Source organism: Massilia glaciei, from assembly GCF_003011895.2.
Classification (GTDB): Bacteria; Pseudomonadota; Gammaproteobacteria; order Burkholderiales; family Burkholderiaceae_D; genus Telluria_A; species Telluria_A glaciei.
This window is the reverse complement of record NZ_PXWF02000244.1, coordinates 1-13,761: the sequence shown is the minus strand read 5'-3', so window position 1 is coordinate 13,761 and position 13,761 is coordinate 1. Positions and strand designations below refer to the sequence as shown.

Sequence of the window (13,761 nt, the reverse complement as noted above, 5' to 3'; positions counted from 1 at the left end):
TCCCCGCCCCATGATGAACCTGGTTTTACAAGGCCCGAACGCCACCCCCGACACCCTCAAGCGGGTCGCCGCCCTCGATGCCGGCGCGCGCATGGTGCCGATCGGCGCGCACGCGCTCCGCTGCGAGCAGGTCGACAAATCGCCCGCCGCGCGCCAGGCCGTCAGCATCGCCGCGCGCGCGGCCGGGCTCGACGCGACCTTCATCCCGGCCGGGCGCACGCTGGGCGACTTCAAGCTCGTCGCCATGGACATGGACTCGACCCTGATCACGATCGAATGCATCGACGAGATCGCCGACATGCAGGGGCTCAAGGCGCAGGTGTCGGCGATCACCGAGGCGGCCATGCGTGGCGAGCTCGATTTCTCCGAGAGCCTGACGCGCCGCGTGGCCCTGCTCAAGGGGCTCGACGCGGGCGCGCTCGAGCGCGTCTACGACGAGCGGCTGCGCATTTCGATGGGCGGCGAGGCGATGCTGGCCGCGGTCCAGGCGGCCGGCCTCAAAACGCTGCTGGTGTCGGGCGGATTCAGCTTTTTCACCGAGCGGCTCAAGGCGCGCCTCAATCTGGACTACACCCACGCCAACGTGCTCGAGATCGTCGACGGCAAGCTGACAGGACGGGTGGTTGGCGGCATCGTCAACGCCGACGAGAAAATGCGCACGGTCGAGCGCGTGTGCCGCGAGATGGGCATCAGCCCGGCGCAGGCGATCGTGATGGGCGATGGCGCCAACGACCTTAAAATGATGGGCATCGCCGGCCTGTCGGTGGCGTTCCGCGCCAAGCCGGTGGTGCGCGAGCAGGCCAGCGTCGCGCTCGATTTCAGCGGCCTCGATGGACTGCTGACCATCCTCGTCTAGAACTGCGGCCCAAATGTAACAAGCTGTAATTCGTGGGCGGTGCGCCTTAAAACTTCTTATAGTTATACCATTTGAAGCAGGAGGGCCCCATGAAAGTACCTATCGTTTTTGCAGCGCTGCTTGCGCTCACGGGATGCGCCACCGATCCGTATGGACCTTACGCCACCAACACCAACCCCGCGCCGCACGAGTGGCGCGTCGTTTCCGTCACGCCGGTGCCGCCCGGCACCGCCGCGCGCGTGGCGTCGGGCTCGCCCGATGGGACGGCGGTCGAATTCTCCTCGCGCCCGGTCGACCCGGCGCCAGTGTACCGGCCGCGGCTCAATCCGCAGCCGTATTATCAGCCGTATTATCAGCCGTATTATCAGCCGGGTTATCAGCAGGGTTATCAGCCATACTACTACCAGCCGCAGCAAAACTATTACGCGCCGCCCATCAGCCTTGGGCTCGGATTCAATTTCGGGCGCCACTGGGATGCTGAACACAGCCTTCATTTTGGGCACAGGCAGTACTTCGCGCACAGGCAATACCTCGGCCACCGCGGGCGTTTCAGCCCTCGGGGCCACCACACACACCGCGGCCACCGCGGACGCCGGCATTAAAAATCAGAAAAGGTTAAAAACACCATGAGCGATCCCCTGCACATCGTCTGTCCCCATTGCGACGCCGTCAACCGGGTCGAGCGCGCCCGCCTCGACCAAGTGCCGGCCTGCGGCAAGTGCGCGCGCGCGCTGTTCGTCGCCGAGCCGCTCGACGTCGACAGCGCCCGCTTCACCAAGCACATATCGCGCAACGACATCCCGGTGCTGGTCGATTTCTGGGCCGAATGGTGCGGCCCGTGCAAGATGATGGCGCCGGCCTACCACCTGGCGGCGCAAAAGCTCGAACCGGGCGTGCGCCTGCTCAAGGTCAACACCGAAGCGGTGCAGGACCTGGGCGCGCGCTACAACATTCGCAGCATCCCCACGTTGGCCTTGTTCCTGGGCGGACGCGAGGTGGCGCGCCAGGCCGGCGCCATGGACGCCAGCAGCATCGTCGCCTGGACCAAATCGCAGGCGGGCGTTTCCTAGGGCGCAGCCGGGCTGCGCCTTCGGCAACAATCGCTGTACAATCGGCTAATATTGACCGGAGGAACTCCCCATGACACCAGAACTGACCACCGACAGCCGGACCGAAGACGCGAAACAGTTCGCGCGCATCTTGTACGTGGCGCACGGGCTGATCATCATCTTTTCGCTCGGAATGCTGTCGATCATTCCTTTGATCGTCAACTACGTCAAACGGCCCGACACCGTCGGCACCTTCGTCTACAGCCACCATTCGTGGATGATCCGCACCTTCTGGATCTATCTGATCGGCATGGCGATCGCCTGGCTCCTGATCTTCACGATCATCGGCATCCCGTTCGGCTGGCTGCTCGGCGCCATCCTGTGGATCTGGTACTGCTACCGCGTCATCCGCGGCTTTGTCGACCTAAACAACAACCGCTCGATGGACTGAGAGGCTGAGACACCGCGGCGCTGCGTGCGGCTAGGAGCCTGCCGGGCTTAGGGAGTCGAAGCGAAACGGTCGAGGCAAAAAAAACGCTGGACGAGGTCATATTTTGACGATTTCGCAGTGCCAATAGCGAGCTATTGGCATGTGGACGTTGAAATCCATGTCGCCCCAGCCCGCGGTCAGCTTCTATGTGTACATTTTTGCTCTTTGGTCCGTGCCGTTCAGAGCACGGCCAGCGCGCTCGCGAGGTCGGCGATCAGGTCGTCGGGGTCTTCGAGCCCGATGTTGAACCGCACCAGAATGCCCGCGCCCTGCCAGTCCTCGCGTAGCGCTTGGATACGGTACGGCATGACCAGGCTGTTGGCGCCGCCCCAGCTGTAGCCGATCCCGAACAGCGTGAGCCGGTCGACGAAGCGGTCGGTCTGGCGCTCGCTGTAGCGGGCGTCGAACACGACCGAAAACAGGCCGCCGGCGCCGTCGAAGTCGCGCCGCCAGATCGCGTGCCCCGGGCAGTCGGCGAACGCCGGGTGCAGCACCCTGGCGATTTCGGGACAGCCCTTGAGCCAGGCCGCCACCTTGCGCGCGCCGGCGTCGTGCGCGGCGAAGCGCAGCTTCAGGCTGGGCAGGCCGCGCAGCACCAGGTAGGCGTCGTCCGCGCCCACGCCAAGGCCGAGCCGCGCATGGGCCAGCGCGATGCGCCCGGCCAGCGCGGCGTCGCGCGTGATCACCGCGCCCATCAGCACGTCGGAGCCGCCCGACTGGTATTTGGTGAGCGCCTGCATGATGATGTCGACCCCGCGCGCGAAGCCGCGCAGGGCCAGGCCGGCCGACCAGGTGTTGTCGAGCGCTACCGGCACACCCCGCTCGTGCGCCGCCTTGCAGATGGCCGGCAGGTCCGGCACCTCCATCGACACCGATCCGGGCGCCTCGGTCCAGACCAGCCTGGTGTTGGGCAAGATCAGGTCGGCGAGCGCCGCGCCGGCCAGCGGATCGTAGTAGCGCGCGCTGATGCCGAAGTCGCTGCCGAGCCACTTGCCGAGGTCGCGGTTCGGCTTGTAGACATTGTCGGGCAGCAGCACGTCGTCGCCGGTCTTGAGCAGCGCGAAGTTGACCATCGCGATCGCGGCCAAGCCGCTCGGCGCGAGCAGGCAGAAGCGGCCGTCCTCGATCGCGGCCAGGCGCGCCTCGAGCGTGAAGGTGGTCGGGGTGCCGTGCAGGCCGTAGGTGTAGGCGCTCTTGTCCTTCCAGCGCTCCGAGCGCATGGCCTCGACATTTTTGAACAGCACCGTCGAGGCGCGGTGGACCGGCGTCGGAAAGGCGTCGAAGCCGGCCGGGGCGCGGTAGTCGTTGTGGACCAGGGCGGTTTGCTGGGAGCGCGTGGGTTGGTTCATGGGCGCCTCGGGATCGAAGTGCGGAACCGGACCGGCGGCATTCAGGCGGCCCGGCGCGCGACCATTCTATGCCGGCGGCGGGCGTTCTTGCGGCGGCATTGGTCAATCGTGCGCGCGACGGCAGCGCGAGGTGGCCGGGGAGCATGCGGCCCGGCCCTGCAAGGCGGCGGGCAAGGCAATGGGCCTTGCCGCCGCCATCACCACCGTCCTAGGAGCCTGTCGGACTTAGGGAGTCGAAGCGAAAAAAGTGCTGGGCGAGGACAGGTTTTGACGATTTCGCAGGGCCAATAGCGAGCTATTGGCCGAGAAAGCGGCGAAATATGGCCCGTCCAGCACTTTTTGCAGCCGACGATCCTAAGTCCGACAGGCTCCTAGGCGACCGACGCCCACAGGTCGTGCGCGTCGGAGGACGTGACGGTGACGTCGGCGAATTCGCCCACCGTCAACTTTTTGCCCGGCACCAGCGAACGCTTGATGTGGACCACACCGTCGATCTCGGGGGCGTCGGCCGACGAGCGTCCGACCGCCTCGGTGCGGTTGACCTCGTCGATCAGCACGCGGATCGTCTTGCCAACCTTGGCCTGCAGGCGCTTGGCCGAGATTTCCTCTTGCAGCAGCATGACGCGCGCGCGGCGCTCCTCGCGCACTTCTTCGGGCACCGGGTCGGCCAGCAGGTTGGCGGTCGCGCCTTCGACGGGCGAATAGGCGAAGCAGCCGAGGCGGTCGATCTGCGCCTCTTTGAGGAAGTCGAGCAGGTACTCGAACTCGGCCTCGGTCTCGCCGGGGAAGCCGGCGATGAAGGTCGAGCGGATCGTCAGGTCCGGGTTCATCGCGCGCCAGGTCTGGATGCGTTCGATGTTCTTCTCGCCGCTGGCCGGGCGCTTCATGCGCTTGAGGACGTCGGGATGGGCGTGCTGCAGCGGGATGTCGAGGTACGGCAGCACATGGCCGCCGCTCATCATCGGGATGATCTGGTCGACGTGCGGATACGGGTAGACGTAATGCAGGCGCACCCAGGCGCCGTAGGACTTGGCCAGCTCGCCGAGCGCCTCGACCAGCTGCGTCATGTGGGTCTTGACCGGGCGGCCGTTCCAGAAGCCCAGGCGGAACTTGACGTCGACGCCATAGGCGCTGGTGTCTTGCGAGATCACGAGCAGCTCTTTGACGCCGGCCTTGAACAGGTTTTCGGCTTCGAGCATGAGGTCGGCGATCGGGCGCGAGACGAGGTCGCCGCGCATCGACGGGATGATGCAGAAGCTGCAGCGGTGGTTGCAGCCTTCGGAGATTTTGAGGTAGGCGTAGTGCTTCGGGGTCAGCTTGACGCCCTGCGACGGCACCAGGTCGAAGAACGGCTCGTGCGGCTTGGGCAGGTGCAGGTGGACCGAGTCCATGACCTCGGCCAGCGCATGCGGCCCGGTCACGGCCAGCACCTTGGGGTGCACCTTCATGATGATGTCGTCGCCGGCGGCGTCTTTTTTGGCGCCCAGGCAGCCGGTCACGATGACCCTGCCGTTTTCGGCCAGCGCCTCGCCGATCGCGTCGAGCGACTCCTGCACGGCGGCGTCGATGAAGCCGCAGGTGTTGACGATGACGAGGTCGGCGCCGGCGTAGGACTTGGCCGTCTCGTAGCCTTCGGCGCGCAACTGGGTCAGGATCTGCTCGGAGTCGACCAGCGCCTTGGGGCAGCCGAGCGAGACGAAACCGACCTTGGGGGCGGCCACGGGCGCGGTGACCAGCGGGGCTGGAGCGGACGAAGGGACGGGGATGCGGCGAAGTTCGGACATGGTGGAGGCGACGTGAAGGCAGGCTAATCCTCCATTATACGACGGCAAGGGCGCGGCCGGGCCAAATGAGGGCGCCGGCGCCGGCGCGCGGGCAGCGCGGGCAGCGCACGGACTGCGGCAGGAATCGCCGCCCCCATCGTACCCGACCACCAAACCAACGTCGTCCTCGGGCTCGGCGCCCCCCTTGGCGGGGACCCATGGAACAGTTGCTCTAAGCTACCGCCCTATGGATCCCCGCCTCCGCGAGGACGATGTGCTTGATATTTTTAGGGCGCGGATATTTATTAAATTTACCACCCAACAACGGTTTACTTCTTGTCCACCGGCGGAAACGGGAATACGCCGAAAATGTTCTTGCTCTGGCTCTGCATCTGCTCCTGCATCTGCACGAACAGGCTCTTACTCTGGTCGATGTAGTTGTTCATCATGCCCTGCATCATCGGGCCCTGGACGTTCATGAACTGGGTCCACATTTCGGGGCTGAACGGCTTGCCCTCGACGTTGCCGGCGTGGCCGCTGGTGAATTTGTCCTGGATGTCGGTGAACGCCTGCACGTTCTTCTCGAGATACGAGCCCATCATCCCCTGCATCGCGTGGCCGTAGTAGCGGATGATTTGCGCCAGCACCACGCTGGTGAACATCGGCGCGCCGTTGGCTTCTTCTTCGAGGATGATCTGCAGCAGGATGCTGCGGGTCAGGTCTTCGTTCGACTTGGCGTCGATGACGGTGAATTCGTCGGCGTCGAGCACCAACTGTTTGACATCGGTGAGCGTGATGTACGAACTGGTCTGCGTATCGTACAGGCGACGATTCGGATACTTTTTAATCAGGCGTTCGGTGCTTTTTTTTCCACTACTCATCTCAAGTTCCACTTATTGCGCCGCAACGCATTTTGAATGCTGCCGTAAGAAAAAGCGAACTTCGGTCCGCCGGTGTCAAGCCTGCTCCCCGCATTATAGAGTGGATACTCCAAAAAATACCACATTCCGTTTCGGCGCGCCGCACTTATTGCAGCGCACCCAAACGTCAATACCGCCACTCAGCCTCTCAATCCGCGCGCACCTTGACATAGCGCCCCGGCGCCGCCTCGACCGGTTTGTGTTTGGCGTTGCCCAGCTTGGTGCGGGCCTTGACGTCCTTGCCGCCGTGCTCGGCGAGGAAGGCCGCCCACTCGGGCCACCAACTGCCCTTGTGCTCGGTCGCGCCCTCGAGCCAGGCGTCCTGCTCGGGCGGCTTGGCGCCCTTGCCGCCCTTGGCCTTGGCATCGTTGGTCCAGTAGCTGCGCTTGCCTTTGGAGGCCGGATTGATCACGCCGGCGATGTGGCCCGAGGCGCCCAGCACAAAGCGGTTGGCCTTGGCGTTGCCGGGGTTGAGGATCCGCATCGAGGCGTAGGCAGCGTGCCAGGGCACGATGTGGTCTTCGCGCGAGCCGTAGACGAACACGGGCGCGTCGATCGCGCCGAGGTCGACCGCGCTGCCGGCGACGTTGAGCTTGCCCGCCACCTTGAGGTTGTTCTCGAGGTAGGTGTTGCGCAGATACCAGCAAAACATCGGCCCCGGCAGATTGGTGCTGTCCGAATTCCAGTACAACAAGTCGAACGGCGGCGGCTCCTTGCCCTTGAGGTAGTTGGACTGGACGTAGTTCCAGACCAGGTCGTTCGGGCGCAGCGCCGAGAACGTCGTGGCCAGGTCGCGTCCGGGCATCAGGCCGCCGGCGGCCAGGGATTTTTCGCGCTGGGCGACCTGGCTTTCGTCGATGAAGACCTCGAGCACGCCGGTGTCGGCGAAGTCGAGCAAGGTGGTCAGCAAGGTCACGCTGGCGGCGGCCTGGTCGCCGCGCGCGGCCAGCACCGCCAGCGCCGTGCTCAAAATGGTGCCGCCGACGCAAAAGCCGAAGGCGTTGACCTGCGCGGCGCCGGAGATCTCGCGCGCCACCTCGAGCGCCTTGATCGCGCCCGTCTCGACGTAGTCGTCCCAGCGCGTGTGCGCGAGCGACTTGTCGGGATTGCGCCACGACACCAGGAACACCGTGTTGCCCTGCTCGACGGCGTAGCGCACCAGCGAGTTTTCGGGCTGCAGGTCGAGGATGTAGAACTTGTTGATGCACGGCGGGACCATCAGCAGGGGGCGCTGGTGCACCGTGGCGGTGCTCGGGGTATACTGGATCAACTGGAACAGCGCGTTCTCGAACACGACCTCGCCGGGCGAGGTCGCCACGTTGCGGCCGACCTCGAAGGCCGACTCGTCCGACAGCGAAATGCGGCCCTTCTGCATGTCGGACAGCAGGTTGGCCAGGCCCTTGCTCAGGCTCTCGCCCTTGGTCTCGATGAGTTGCTTTTGCGCTTCCGGGTTGGTGGCCAAAAAATTGGCGGGCGACATGGCGTCGACCATCTGTTGCACCGCGAAGCTGATTTTCTGGCGCTCGCGCGCCGGCGCATCGACCGCCTCGGCCAGCGCCGTCAAAAAGCGCGCGTTGAGCAGGTAGGAGGCGGCCGCGAGGGCCGACATCGGATTGGCCTGCCATTCGGGCGCGGCGAAGCGGCGGTCGGCCGGCGGCGCCAGGTTGGACGACATGAAATCCTGCCACAATGCGCCGACCTTGGCCAGGTAGTCGGCCTCGAGCGCGGCGAGCGCGACCGGGTCGACCTTGACGCCGCTATCCTTGAGCATGCCGGCGAGCGGATTGGCCGGGGCCGCCTGGTCGGGCAGCTTGAACCAGGTTTGCCAGACGGCGGGGTCGCTAAACTGCGACATCCAGGCGTTGGCCACTTCTTGGGGATCGGGCATGTTCATCTGTGCGTCCATTTTTTGAATGTTTTTGATAGAGGTTGCGTATGTGGATCGTGTTTGTTGCCTGGATTTTTGTTGTCGGCCTGATGGCCGTGGTGGAGGCGGACGCCACCACCATCGGAGCCGGAATTATGACTTTTTTATTCTATTGCGTGTTGCCGTTGTCGATTTTGAACTACCTGGCCGGCTCCGGCCGCCGCCGCGCCAGGATCAACGCCGAGGCAGCCAAGGCCGCCGCAGCCAGGGCCGCAACCGCGTCGGCGCCGCCGTCGGCGCCCAAGTCCCAGCCCAACAATGACGCAAGTATTGGTTAATTACCCGCCTTTTACTTGATCCAAATCAAACTTGCTTGACGCCCCGTGACGCCGTCACGGCGGTAGGAATAAAACTGTGCCATGTCGGTCACCGTGCAGGCGTCGCCGCCCGACACGCGCAGCACGCCGTCGCGCGCGAGGAAGCAGCGCGCCAGCGCCGCCATGTCGGCCAAGTACTTGACCTCGCGCTTGACCTCGCGCTTGACCTCGCGCTTGACCTCGCGCTTGCCCTCGCGCCCGGCGTACGGGCGAAACGCGCGCGCCAGCGCGAGCGCCTCGGCCGCGTCGAGCGCGCCGGCCACAAAGGCCTCGCGCACCTCGGCCCCGACCTCGAAGTGGCGCGGGCCGATCGCCGGTCCCAGCCAGGCCGTGATCTCGCCGGCGCCGGCCGCGCGCATCGCCGCCACGGAGGCCCCGAGCACGCCCGCGGCCAGCCCGCGCCAGCCCGCGTGGGCCGCGCCCACCACCTTGCCGTCGACGTCGGCCAGCAGCACCGGCAGGCAATCGGCGGTCATCACGGCGCACACCACGCCGGGCACGCTGGCGATGCTGGCGTCGGCCTCGGGCGCCGCGCCGGGTGCGACCAGGGCGGCGTCGACCACGGCCACCCCGTGCACCTGCGAGATCCAGACCGGCGCCGCCGGCAGCCGCGCGGCCAGCATGGCGCGATTGCGCGCCACGTCGGCCGGGTCGTCGGCCACATGCGGCCCCAGGTTCAGGCCGCCGCCGCCCCGCCCGTCGTCGTACGGCGCGCCACTCACGCCGCCGCGGCGGGTGGTGGCCGCCGCGCCGACCCCGGCCGGCGCGTCGGGCCAGTCGGGCCGCACCAGCGGCAGCGGGTGCGACGGGTCGAGCGGGTGCATGGGATGCATTGGGTGCGACGGGGGCGCGCCCATGGCGGGGCCCGGCATCAGGCCCGCTCTGGTTCGTCGATGCCGGCCTTGGCGATGAGCTCGGCGAAATCGTCGGCCAGCGGCACGATCCATTCGCACTGCTCGCCCGAGTCCGGGTGCACCAGGCCGAGCCGGCGCGCCTGCAGCGCCTGGCGCGGGAACACCGGCGTCAGGTGCTGCTTGCCGTACACCGCGTCGCCCACCAGCGCGTAGCCGATGTGCAGCATGTGCACGCGGATCTGGTGCGTGCGCCCGGTCTCGAGCTGGCACTGGACCAGGCTGACGGGTCGGCGGTCGAGCATGCCGGTGGCCAGCCGCTGGTAGTGGGTGATCGCCGGCTTGGCCGAGAAGTTGCTTGAGACGGCCATCTTGACCCGGTCCTTCGGGTGGCGCCCCATCGGCGCGTCGATCGTGCTGCTCAGTTGCGGGGTGCCCCACACGAGCGCGAAATACTCGCGCTTGACGCTGCGCGCCTGCAATTGGCGCACCAGGTCGGTCTGGGCGGCGAGCGTCTTGCCGATCACCATCAGGCCGCTGGTGTCCTTGTCGAGCCGGTGCACGATGCCGGCGCGCGGCACGCCGGCCAGCTGCGGGCAGTGGTGCAGCAGGCCGTTGAGCAAGGTGCCGGACCAGTTGCCCGCGCCCGGATGGACGACCAGCCCGGCCGGCTTGTTGACCACCATGATGTGCTCGTCCTCGAACACGATGTTGAGCGCGATGTCCTCGGGCGTGTAGGCCTCGTCTTCGGGCGCGCTTTGTGGCACGATAACGACCGTCTCGTCGCCATATGCGGTATCCTTGCCGCGCGCCGCCTTGCCGTCGACCAGCACATGGCCGGCGTCGAACCACAATTGCAGGCGGCTGCGCGAAAATTGCGGGACCAGGCCGGCGATCACCTTGTCGAGCCGGTGGCCGCAGGCGGCCGGTGTCAGTTCGAGCGTGATCGGCGACAAGTCGATGCCGGGGGCGACCGGCAAAAAGTCGAGCTCGGTGTCGTCGTCGAAGTCGGTGTCTAGGGGTAAATCCGCCGAATTCGGCGTTGGAGTTAATATCACAGCAGTCCCATCGGCTATAATCAGCCTTTCGTTGAATCTCGGTTAATACTCTCTGCACAATTTATGCAAAAAAAATTATCTTCAGTCGTAATCACATGTGTTTTGCTGAGTTTGTCAGCGTGCAGCTTGTTGCCGGAAAAAACAGACGAGACCAAAAACTGGCCCGCGGAGAAATTATACGCCGAGGCGCGCTCCGACATGGACACCGGTAACTACGAGTCGGCGATCAAGAACTTCCAGCGCCTCGAATCGAGCTACCCGTTCGGCACCTACGCCTCGCAGGCGCAGATGGAGATCGCCTACGGCCACTACAAGGCCCAGGACCAGGCGCTGGCGCTGGCGGCGGTCGAGCGCTTCATCAAGCTGCACCCGAACCATGCCAACGTCGACTACATGTATTACCTGCGCGGCCTGATCAACTTCAACGACCAGCTCGGCTTCCTGAGCGTCATCTACGAGCAAGACCCGACCGAGCGCGATCCGAAGGCCACGCGCGAGGCGTTCGCCGCGTTCAAGGTGCTGGTCGATAAATTCCCGAACAGCATCTACACGCCCGATGCGATCGCGCGCATGAACTACCTGGTCAACGCCATGGCCCAGTACGAGGTGCACGTGGCCAACTACAACTACCGGCGCGGCGCCTACCTCGCCTCGCTCAACCGCGCCCAGGGCGCCGTGCGCGACTACCGCGACGCCCCGGCGGTCGAGGAGGCGCTGTTCCTGATGATGCTCAACTACGACAAGATGGACATGACGGTGCTGCGCGACGACACCAAGCGCATCCTCCTGAAAAACTTCCCTGACAGCAAATTCCTGAAGCCTGGCGCCGAAGTTGCCTGGTGGAAGTTCTGGAAGAAGCTTTAAGCGGGATCGGAAACGCCGAGCAGGGAAAATAAAACCAGGGACGGACGCGAGTCGGTCCCTTTTTTTTCGCCCCGCCGCCGCCGAATCAGGCGGCGGCCTTGCGCCGGAACACCCAGTGCGCGTGGTCCGAGCCGGCGCGGTCGAAGGCGTAGCCGTCTACCTTGAAGCGCTTGAGTTGCTCGGGGTCGGTGACGCCCTTCTCGGCCGCGTAGCGCGCCATCAGGCCGCGCGCGCGCTTGGCGAAGAACGAGATGATCTTGTATTTGCCGTTCTTCCACTCGAGGAAGGTCGGCGTGATCACCGGTACCGACAGCAGTTCCGGCTTGACCGATTTGAAGTATTCCTCGGAGGCCAGGTTGACCAGCGCGCCGGCGCTCCTGGCCGCGATCGCGCCGTTGAGCGCGCCGGTGACGGCCTCGCCCCAGTAGCCGTACAGGTCCTTGGCATGGGCGGTCGCGAGCCGGGTGCCCATTTCGAGGCGGTGCGGCTGGATCAGGTCGAGCGGGCGCAGCACGCCGTACAGGCCCGACAGGATGCGCACGCTCTCCTGCGCGTAGGCCAGCTGGCGCGGCTTGAGGCTGCGCGCGTCGAAGCCGGCGTAGACGTCGCCGTTGAAGGCCATGATGGCCTGGCGGCCGTCGGCGGGGCCGGTGTTCCAGCTCGCGTAGCGCGCCACGTTGAGCGCCGAGAGCTTGTCGGAGATGCCCATCAGGGTGCCGAGCTGGTCCGGCGAGTAGGCGCGCAGGGCCTCGATCAGCTCGCTCGAACGGTCGAGGAAATCGGGCGTGCTGTGCAGTTTGGTGGTCGGGGGCGTTTCAAGGTCGAGCGTTTTGGCGGGCGACAGGACAATCAGCATAAAGTTTCAATCAAGCGAACAGGGTATTAAAAAAGTGAACAAGAAAGTATAGTGCCGACATGATACCCGCTCCGACAAAACGCATCGTCATCGACACCAATGTCTGCCTCGACCTGTTCGTGTTCCACGATCCGCGCTGGGCCGCGCTGCTCGCCGCGCTCGAGAGCGGCGCGCTCGAGGCGATCACGCGCGAGGACTGCCGCGCCGAATACCTGGTGGTGCTCCATTACGCCCACCTGCCGCTCGACGAGCACAGCCGCCCCAAAGCCGGCGCCCGCTTCGACGCCCTGATCAAGGTGGTGGCGCCGCCGCAACAGCCGGCGCGCCTGCCCGTGTGCAGCGACCGCGACGACCAGAAATTCCTCGAGGTGGCGCGCGACGGCGGCGCCGCGATCCTGATCACCAAGGACAAGGCGCTGCTGCGGTTGGCGCGCAAGACCGCCCAGGCCGGCATGTTCAGCATCATGCTGCCGGAAGCCTGGGTCAGGGCCGAGGCGGCCGCGGCGGCGCCGCCCGGACCACCCGCCGCGGGGCCCCGCGGCATCGTACCCGCGCTTTAAACCGGCCGCCGTTTTCGCCTATACTGACTGCCCCCATACCGGCCTCACCCCCCGCCCAGGAAACAGCCATGACGACCAGTCGCCCCACGCTGCCCGATTCCGCCCGCGCCGAGCCGTTCCCGGCCGCCTGCCCGCGCCCCGGGGCCGGCGCCCCCTCCTCCGTCCTGCATGCCCTCAACGAACACGCCAAGCGCCTCGAGATGCTGCTGCGCGGGCTGCGCACCGCCAGCGACGCCGGACAGACCGGCATGGCGCTCGCGCGCGATCTGGCCGCCACCGTCGAACGCGCCCCCGACATCGCGCTCGCGGCGATCCTCCTGAACCAGATCGCGGGCCTGTATGTGGTGCGCCATTGCGTCGAAACGGCGATCGTGGTGGCGCTCGTCTGGCCCGCCCCGGCGGCCGCGCCGGCGTCGCTGCACAGCGTGGTGGCGGCCGCGCTGACCATGAACGCGGGCATGCTCGACCAGCGCGGCAGCTACCAGGGCGACACCCTGTCGGGCGCCGAACGCGACGCGCTGCGGCGCCATTCGCTCGAGAGCGCCGACCTGCTGCGCGCGGCCGGCGTGGCCGACCCGGCGTGGCTCGCCTGCGTCCTGATGCACCACGAGAACGACGACGGCAGCGGCTATCCCGCAGGCGCGGCGCGCGCGGCGGTGCCGCGCGAGGCCAGGCTGATCGCGCTGGCCGACCGTTACTGCGCCTACGTCTCGGCGCGCAACTACCGCCGTTCGCTGCTGGCGCACGAGGCCTTGCGCAAGTTGCGCGAAGACCACCCGGGCGCGGGCGACGCCGCCCTTGTCGCGCTGTTCGAGGCGCGGCTCGGCGCCACGCCGCCGGGCACGCTGGTGCGCCTCGACGGCGGCGCGCTGGCCGTGGTCGCGCGGCGCGCCGACGCCGC

The 13,761-nt window shown here is 66.3% G+C and carries 15 protein-coding genes; 8 read left to right on the top strand and 7 right to left on the bottom strand.

Features of this window, described 5'->3' with window-relative positions; all coding sequences use genetic code 11:
• The first annotated feature begins 13 nt into the window (after window positions 1-13).
• From serB to C7C56_RS16070, 4 genes are all read left to right on the top strand, one after another.
• Window positions 14-856, top strand: coding sequence for a phosphoserine phosphatase SerB (gene serB / locus C7C56_RS16080; protein WP_106758388.1), 843 nt, complete (start codon window positions 14-16; stop codon window positions 854-856).
• Between the two features lie 89 nt (window positions 857-945).
• Complete coding sequence (locus C7C56_RS28230) at window positions 946-1,458, top strand: hypothetical protein (RefSeq protein WP_146204511.1); 513 nt, start codon at window positions 946-948, stop codon at window positions 1,456-1,458.
• A gap of 24 nt (window positions 1,459-1,482) precedes the next feature.
• The gene (gene trxC, locus C7C56_RS16075; RefSeq protein ID WP_106758387.1) at window positions 1,483-1,926 is read left to right on the top strand and encodes a thioredoxin TrxC; all 444 of its coding nucleotides are present in this window, start codon (window positions 1,483-1,485) and stop codon (window positions 1,924-1,926) included.
• A gap of 70 nt (window positions 1,927-1,996) precedes the next feature.
• Window positions 1,997-2,356, top strand: coding sequence for a DUF4870 family protein (locus C7C56_RS16070; RefSeq protein WP_106758386.1), 360 nt, complete (start codon window positions 1,997-1,999; stop codon window positions 2,354-2,356).
• A gap of 218 nt (window positions 2,357-2,574) precedes the next feature.
• On the opposite strand, the gene C7C56_RS16065 is transcribed toward C7C56_RS16070, so the two are convergent.
• The 4 genes from C7C56_RS16065 to phaC form a co-directional block, all read right to left on the bottom strand.
• Window positions 2,575-3,744, bottom strand: a complete 1,170-nt coding sequence (locus C7C56_RS16065) for a cystathionine beta-lyase (RefSeq protein WP_106758385.1) — start codon at window positions 3,742-3,744, stop codon at window positions 2,575-2,577.
• A gap of 371 nt (window positions 3,745-4,115) precedes the next feature.
• Window positions 4,116-5,528: a 30S ribosomal protein S12 methylthiotransferase RimO gene (gene rimO, locus C7C56_RS16060; protein ID WP_229458812.1), complete on the bottom strand. Its 1,413-nt coding sequence runs from the start codon at window positions 5,526-5,528 to the stop codon at window positions 4,116-4,118.
• Window positions 5,529-5,836: 308 nt separating this feature from the next.
• Window positions 5,837-6,388, bottom strand: coding sequence for a polyhydroxyalkanoate synthesis repressor PhaR (phaR, locus tag C7C56_RS16055; protein WP_106758384.1), 552 nt, complete (start codon window positions 6,386-6,388; stop codon window positions 5,837-5,839).
• Window positions 6,389-6,575: 187 nt separating this feature from the next.
• The gene (gene phaC / locus C7C56_RS16050; RefSeq protein WP_106758383.1) at window positions 6,576-8,321 is read right to left on the bottom strand and encodes a class I poly(R)-hydroxyalkanoic acid synthase; all 1,746 of its coding nucleotides are present in this window, start codon (window positions 8,319-8,321) and stop codon (window positions 6,576-6,578) included.
• Window positions 8,322-8,362: 41 nt separating this feature from the next.
• On the opposite strand from phaC, the gene C7C56_RS16045 reads away from it, so the two are divergent.
• Window positions 8,363-8,632: a hypothetical protein gene (locus C7C56_RS16045; protein ID WP_106758382.1), complete on the top strand. Its 270-nt coding sequence runs from the start codon at window positions 8,363-8,365 to the stop codon at window positions 8,630-8,632.
• An 11-nt stretch (window positions 8,633-8,643) separates the two neighbouring features.
• Here the strand turns inward: C7C56_RS16045 and pgeF are convergent, their stop codons facing one another.
• Both pgeF and C7C56_RS16035 read right to left on the bottom strand, forming a co-directional pair.
• A complete protein-coding gene (gene pgeF, locus C7C56_RS16040) occupies window positions 8,644-9,495 on the bottom strand; it encodes a peptidoglycan editing factor PgeF (protein ID WP_106758409.1) in 852 nt (283 codons plus the stop codon).
• A gap of 47 nt (window positions 9,496-9,542) precedes the next feature.
• Window positions 9,543-10,502, bottom strand: a complete 960-nt coding sequence (locus C7C56_RS16035; protein WP_370660216.1) for an RluA family pseudouridine synthase — start codon at window positions 10,500-10,502, stop codon at window positions 9,543-9,545.
• A 141-nt stretch (window positions 10,503-10,643) separates the two neighbouring features.
• On the opposite strand from C7C56_RS16035, the gene C7C56_RS16030 reads away from it, so the two are divergent.
• Window positions 10,644-11,444, top strand: coding sequence for an outer membrane protein assembly factor BamD (locus C7C56_RS16030; protein ID WP_106758380.1), 801 nt, complete (start codon window positions 10,644-10,646; stop codon window positions 11,442-11,444).
• A gap of 85 nt (window positions 11,445-11,529) precedes the next feature.
• Here the strand turns inward: C7C56_RS16030 and yaaA are convergent, their stop codons facing one another.
• On the bottom strand, window positions 11,530-12,300 hold the full coding sequence (gene yaaA, locus C7C56_RS16025) for a peroxide stress protein YaaA (protein ID WP_106758379.1): 771 nt from the start codon (window positions 12,298-12,300) through the stop codon (window positions 11,530-11,532).
• Between the two features lie 59 nt (window positions 12,301-12,359).
• Here yaaA and C7C56_RS16020 point away from each other — a divergent pair, with 59 nt between their 5' ends.
• Both C7C56_RS16020 and C7C56_RS16015 read left to right on the top strand, forming a co-directional pair.
• Window positions 12,360-12,860 (top strand): putative toxin-antitoxin system toxin component, PIN family, encoded by a 501-nt coding sequence (locus C7C56_RS16020; RefSeq protein WP_106758378.1) that lies wholly within the window; start codon window positions 12,360-12,362, stop codon window positions 12,858-12,860.
• 68 nt (window positions 12,861-12,928) lie between these two features.
• Window positions 12,929-13,761: HD-GYP domain-containing protein (locus C7C56_RS16015; RefSeq protein ID WP_106758377.1), on the top strand; the 833-nt coding region annotated here is incomplete at its 3' end.

What these genes read in the sequence shown, in the direction of transcription:
- phaR (WP_106758384.1), bottom strand. Translation starts at nt 6,388, where the DNA reads ATGAGTAGTGGAAAAAAAAGCACCGAACGCCTGATTAAAAAGTATCCG.
- C7C56_RS16065 (WP_106758385.1), bottom strand. Translation starts at nt 3,744, where the DNA reads ATGAACCAACCCACGCGCTCCCAGCAAACCGCCCTGGTCCACAACGAC.
- C7C56_RS16045 (WP_106758382.1), top strand. Translation starts at nt 8,363, where the DNA reads ATGTGGATCGTGTTTGTTGCCTGGATTTTTGTTGTCGGCCTGATGGCC.
- C7C56_RS16020 (WP_106758378.1), top strand. Translation starts at nt 12,360, where the DNA reads ATGATACCCGCTCCGACAAAACGCATCGTCATCGACACCAATGTCTGC.
- phaC (WP_106758383.1), bottom strand. Translation starts at nt 8,321, where the DNA reads ATGAACATGCCCGATCCCCAAGAAGTGGCCAACGCCTGGATGTCGCAG.
- C7C56_RS16070 (WP_106758386.1), top strand. Translation starts at nt 1,997, where the DNA reads ATGACACCAGAACTGACCACCGACAGCCGGACCGAAGACGCGAAACAG.
- C7C56_RS28230 (WP_146204511.1), top strand. Translation starts at nt 946, where the DNA reads ATGAAAGTACCTATCGTTTTTGCAGCGCTGCTTGCGCTCACGGGATGC.
- serB (WP_106758388.1), top strand. Translation starts at nt 14, where the DNA reads ATGAACCTGGTTTTACAAGGCCCGAACGCCACCCCCGACACCCTCAAG.
- rimO (WP_229458812.1), bottom strand. Translation starts at nt 5,528, where the DNA reads ATGTCCGAACTTCGCCGCATCCCCGTCCCTTCGTCCGCTCCAGCCCCG.
- C7C56_RS16030 (WP_106758380.1), top strand. Translation starts at nt 10,644, where the DNA reads ATGCAAAAAAAATTATCTTCAGTCGTAATCACATGTGTTTTGCTGAGT.
- yaaA (WP_106758379.1), bottom strand. Translation starts at nt 12,300, where the DNA reads ATGCTGATTGTCCTGTCGCCCGCCAAAACGCTCGACCTTGAAACGCCC.
- pgeF (WP_106758409.1), bottom strand. Translation starts at nt 9,495, where the DNA reads ATGCACCCGCTCGACCCGTCGCACCCGCTGCCGCTGGTGCGGCCCGAC.
- trxC (WP_106758387.1), top strand. Translation starts at nt 1,483, where the DNA reads ATGAGCGATCCCCTGCACATCGTCTGTCCCCATTGCGACGCCGTCAAC.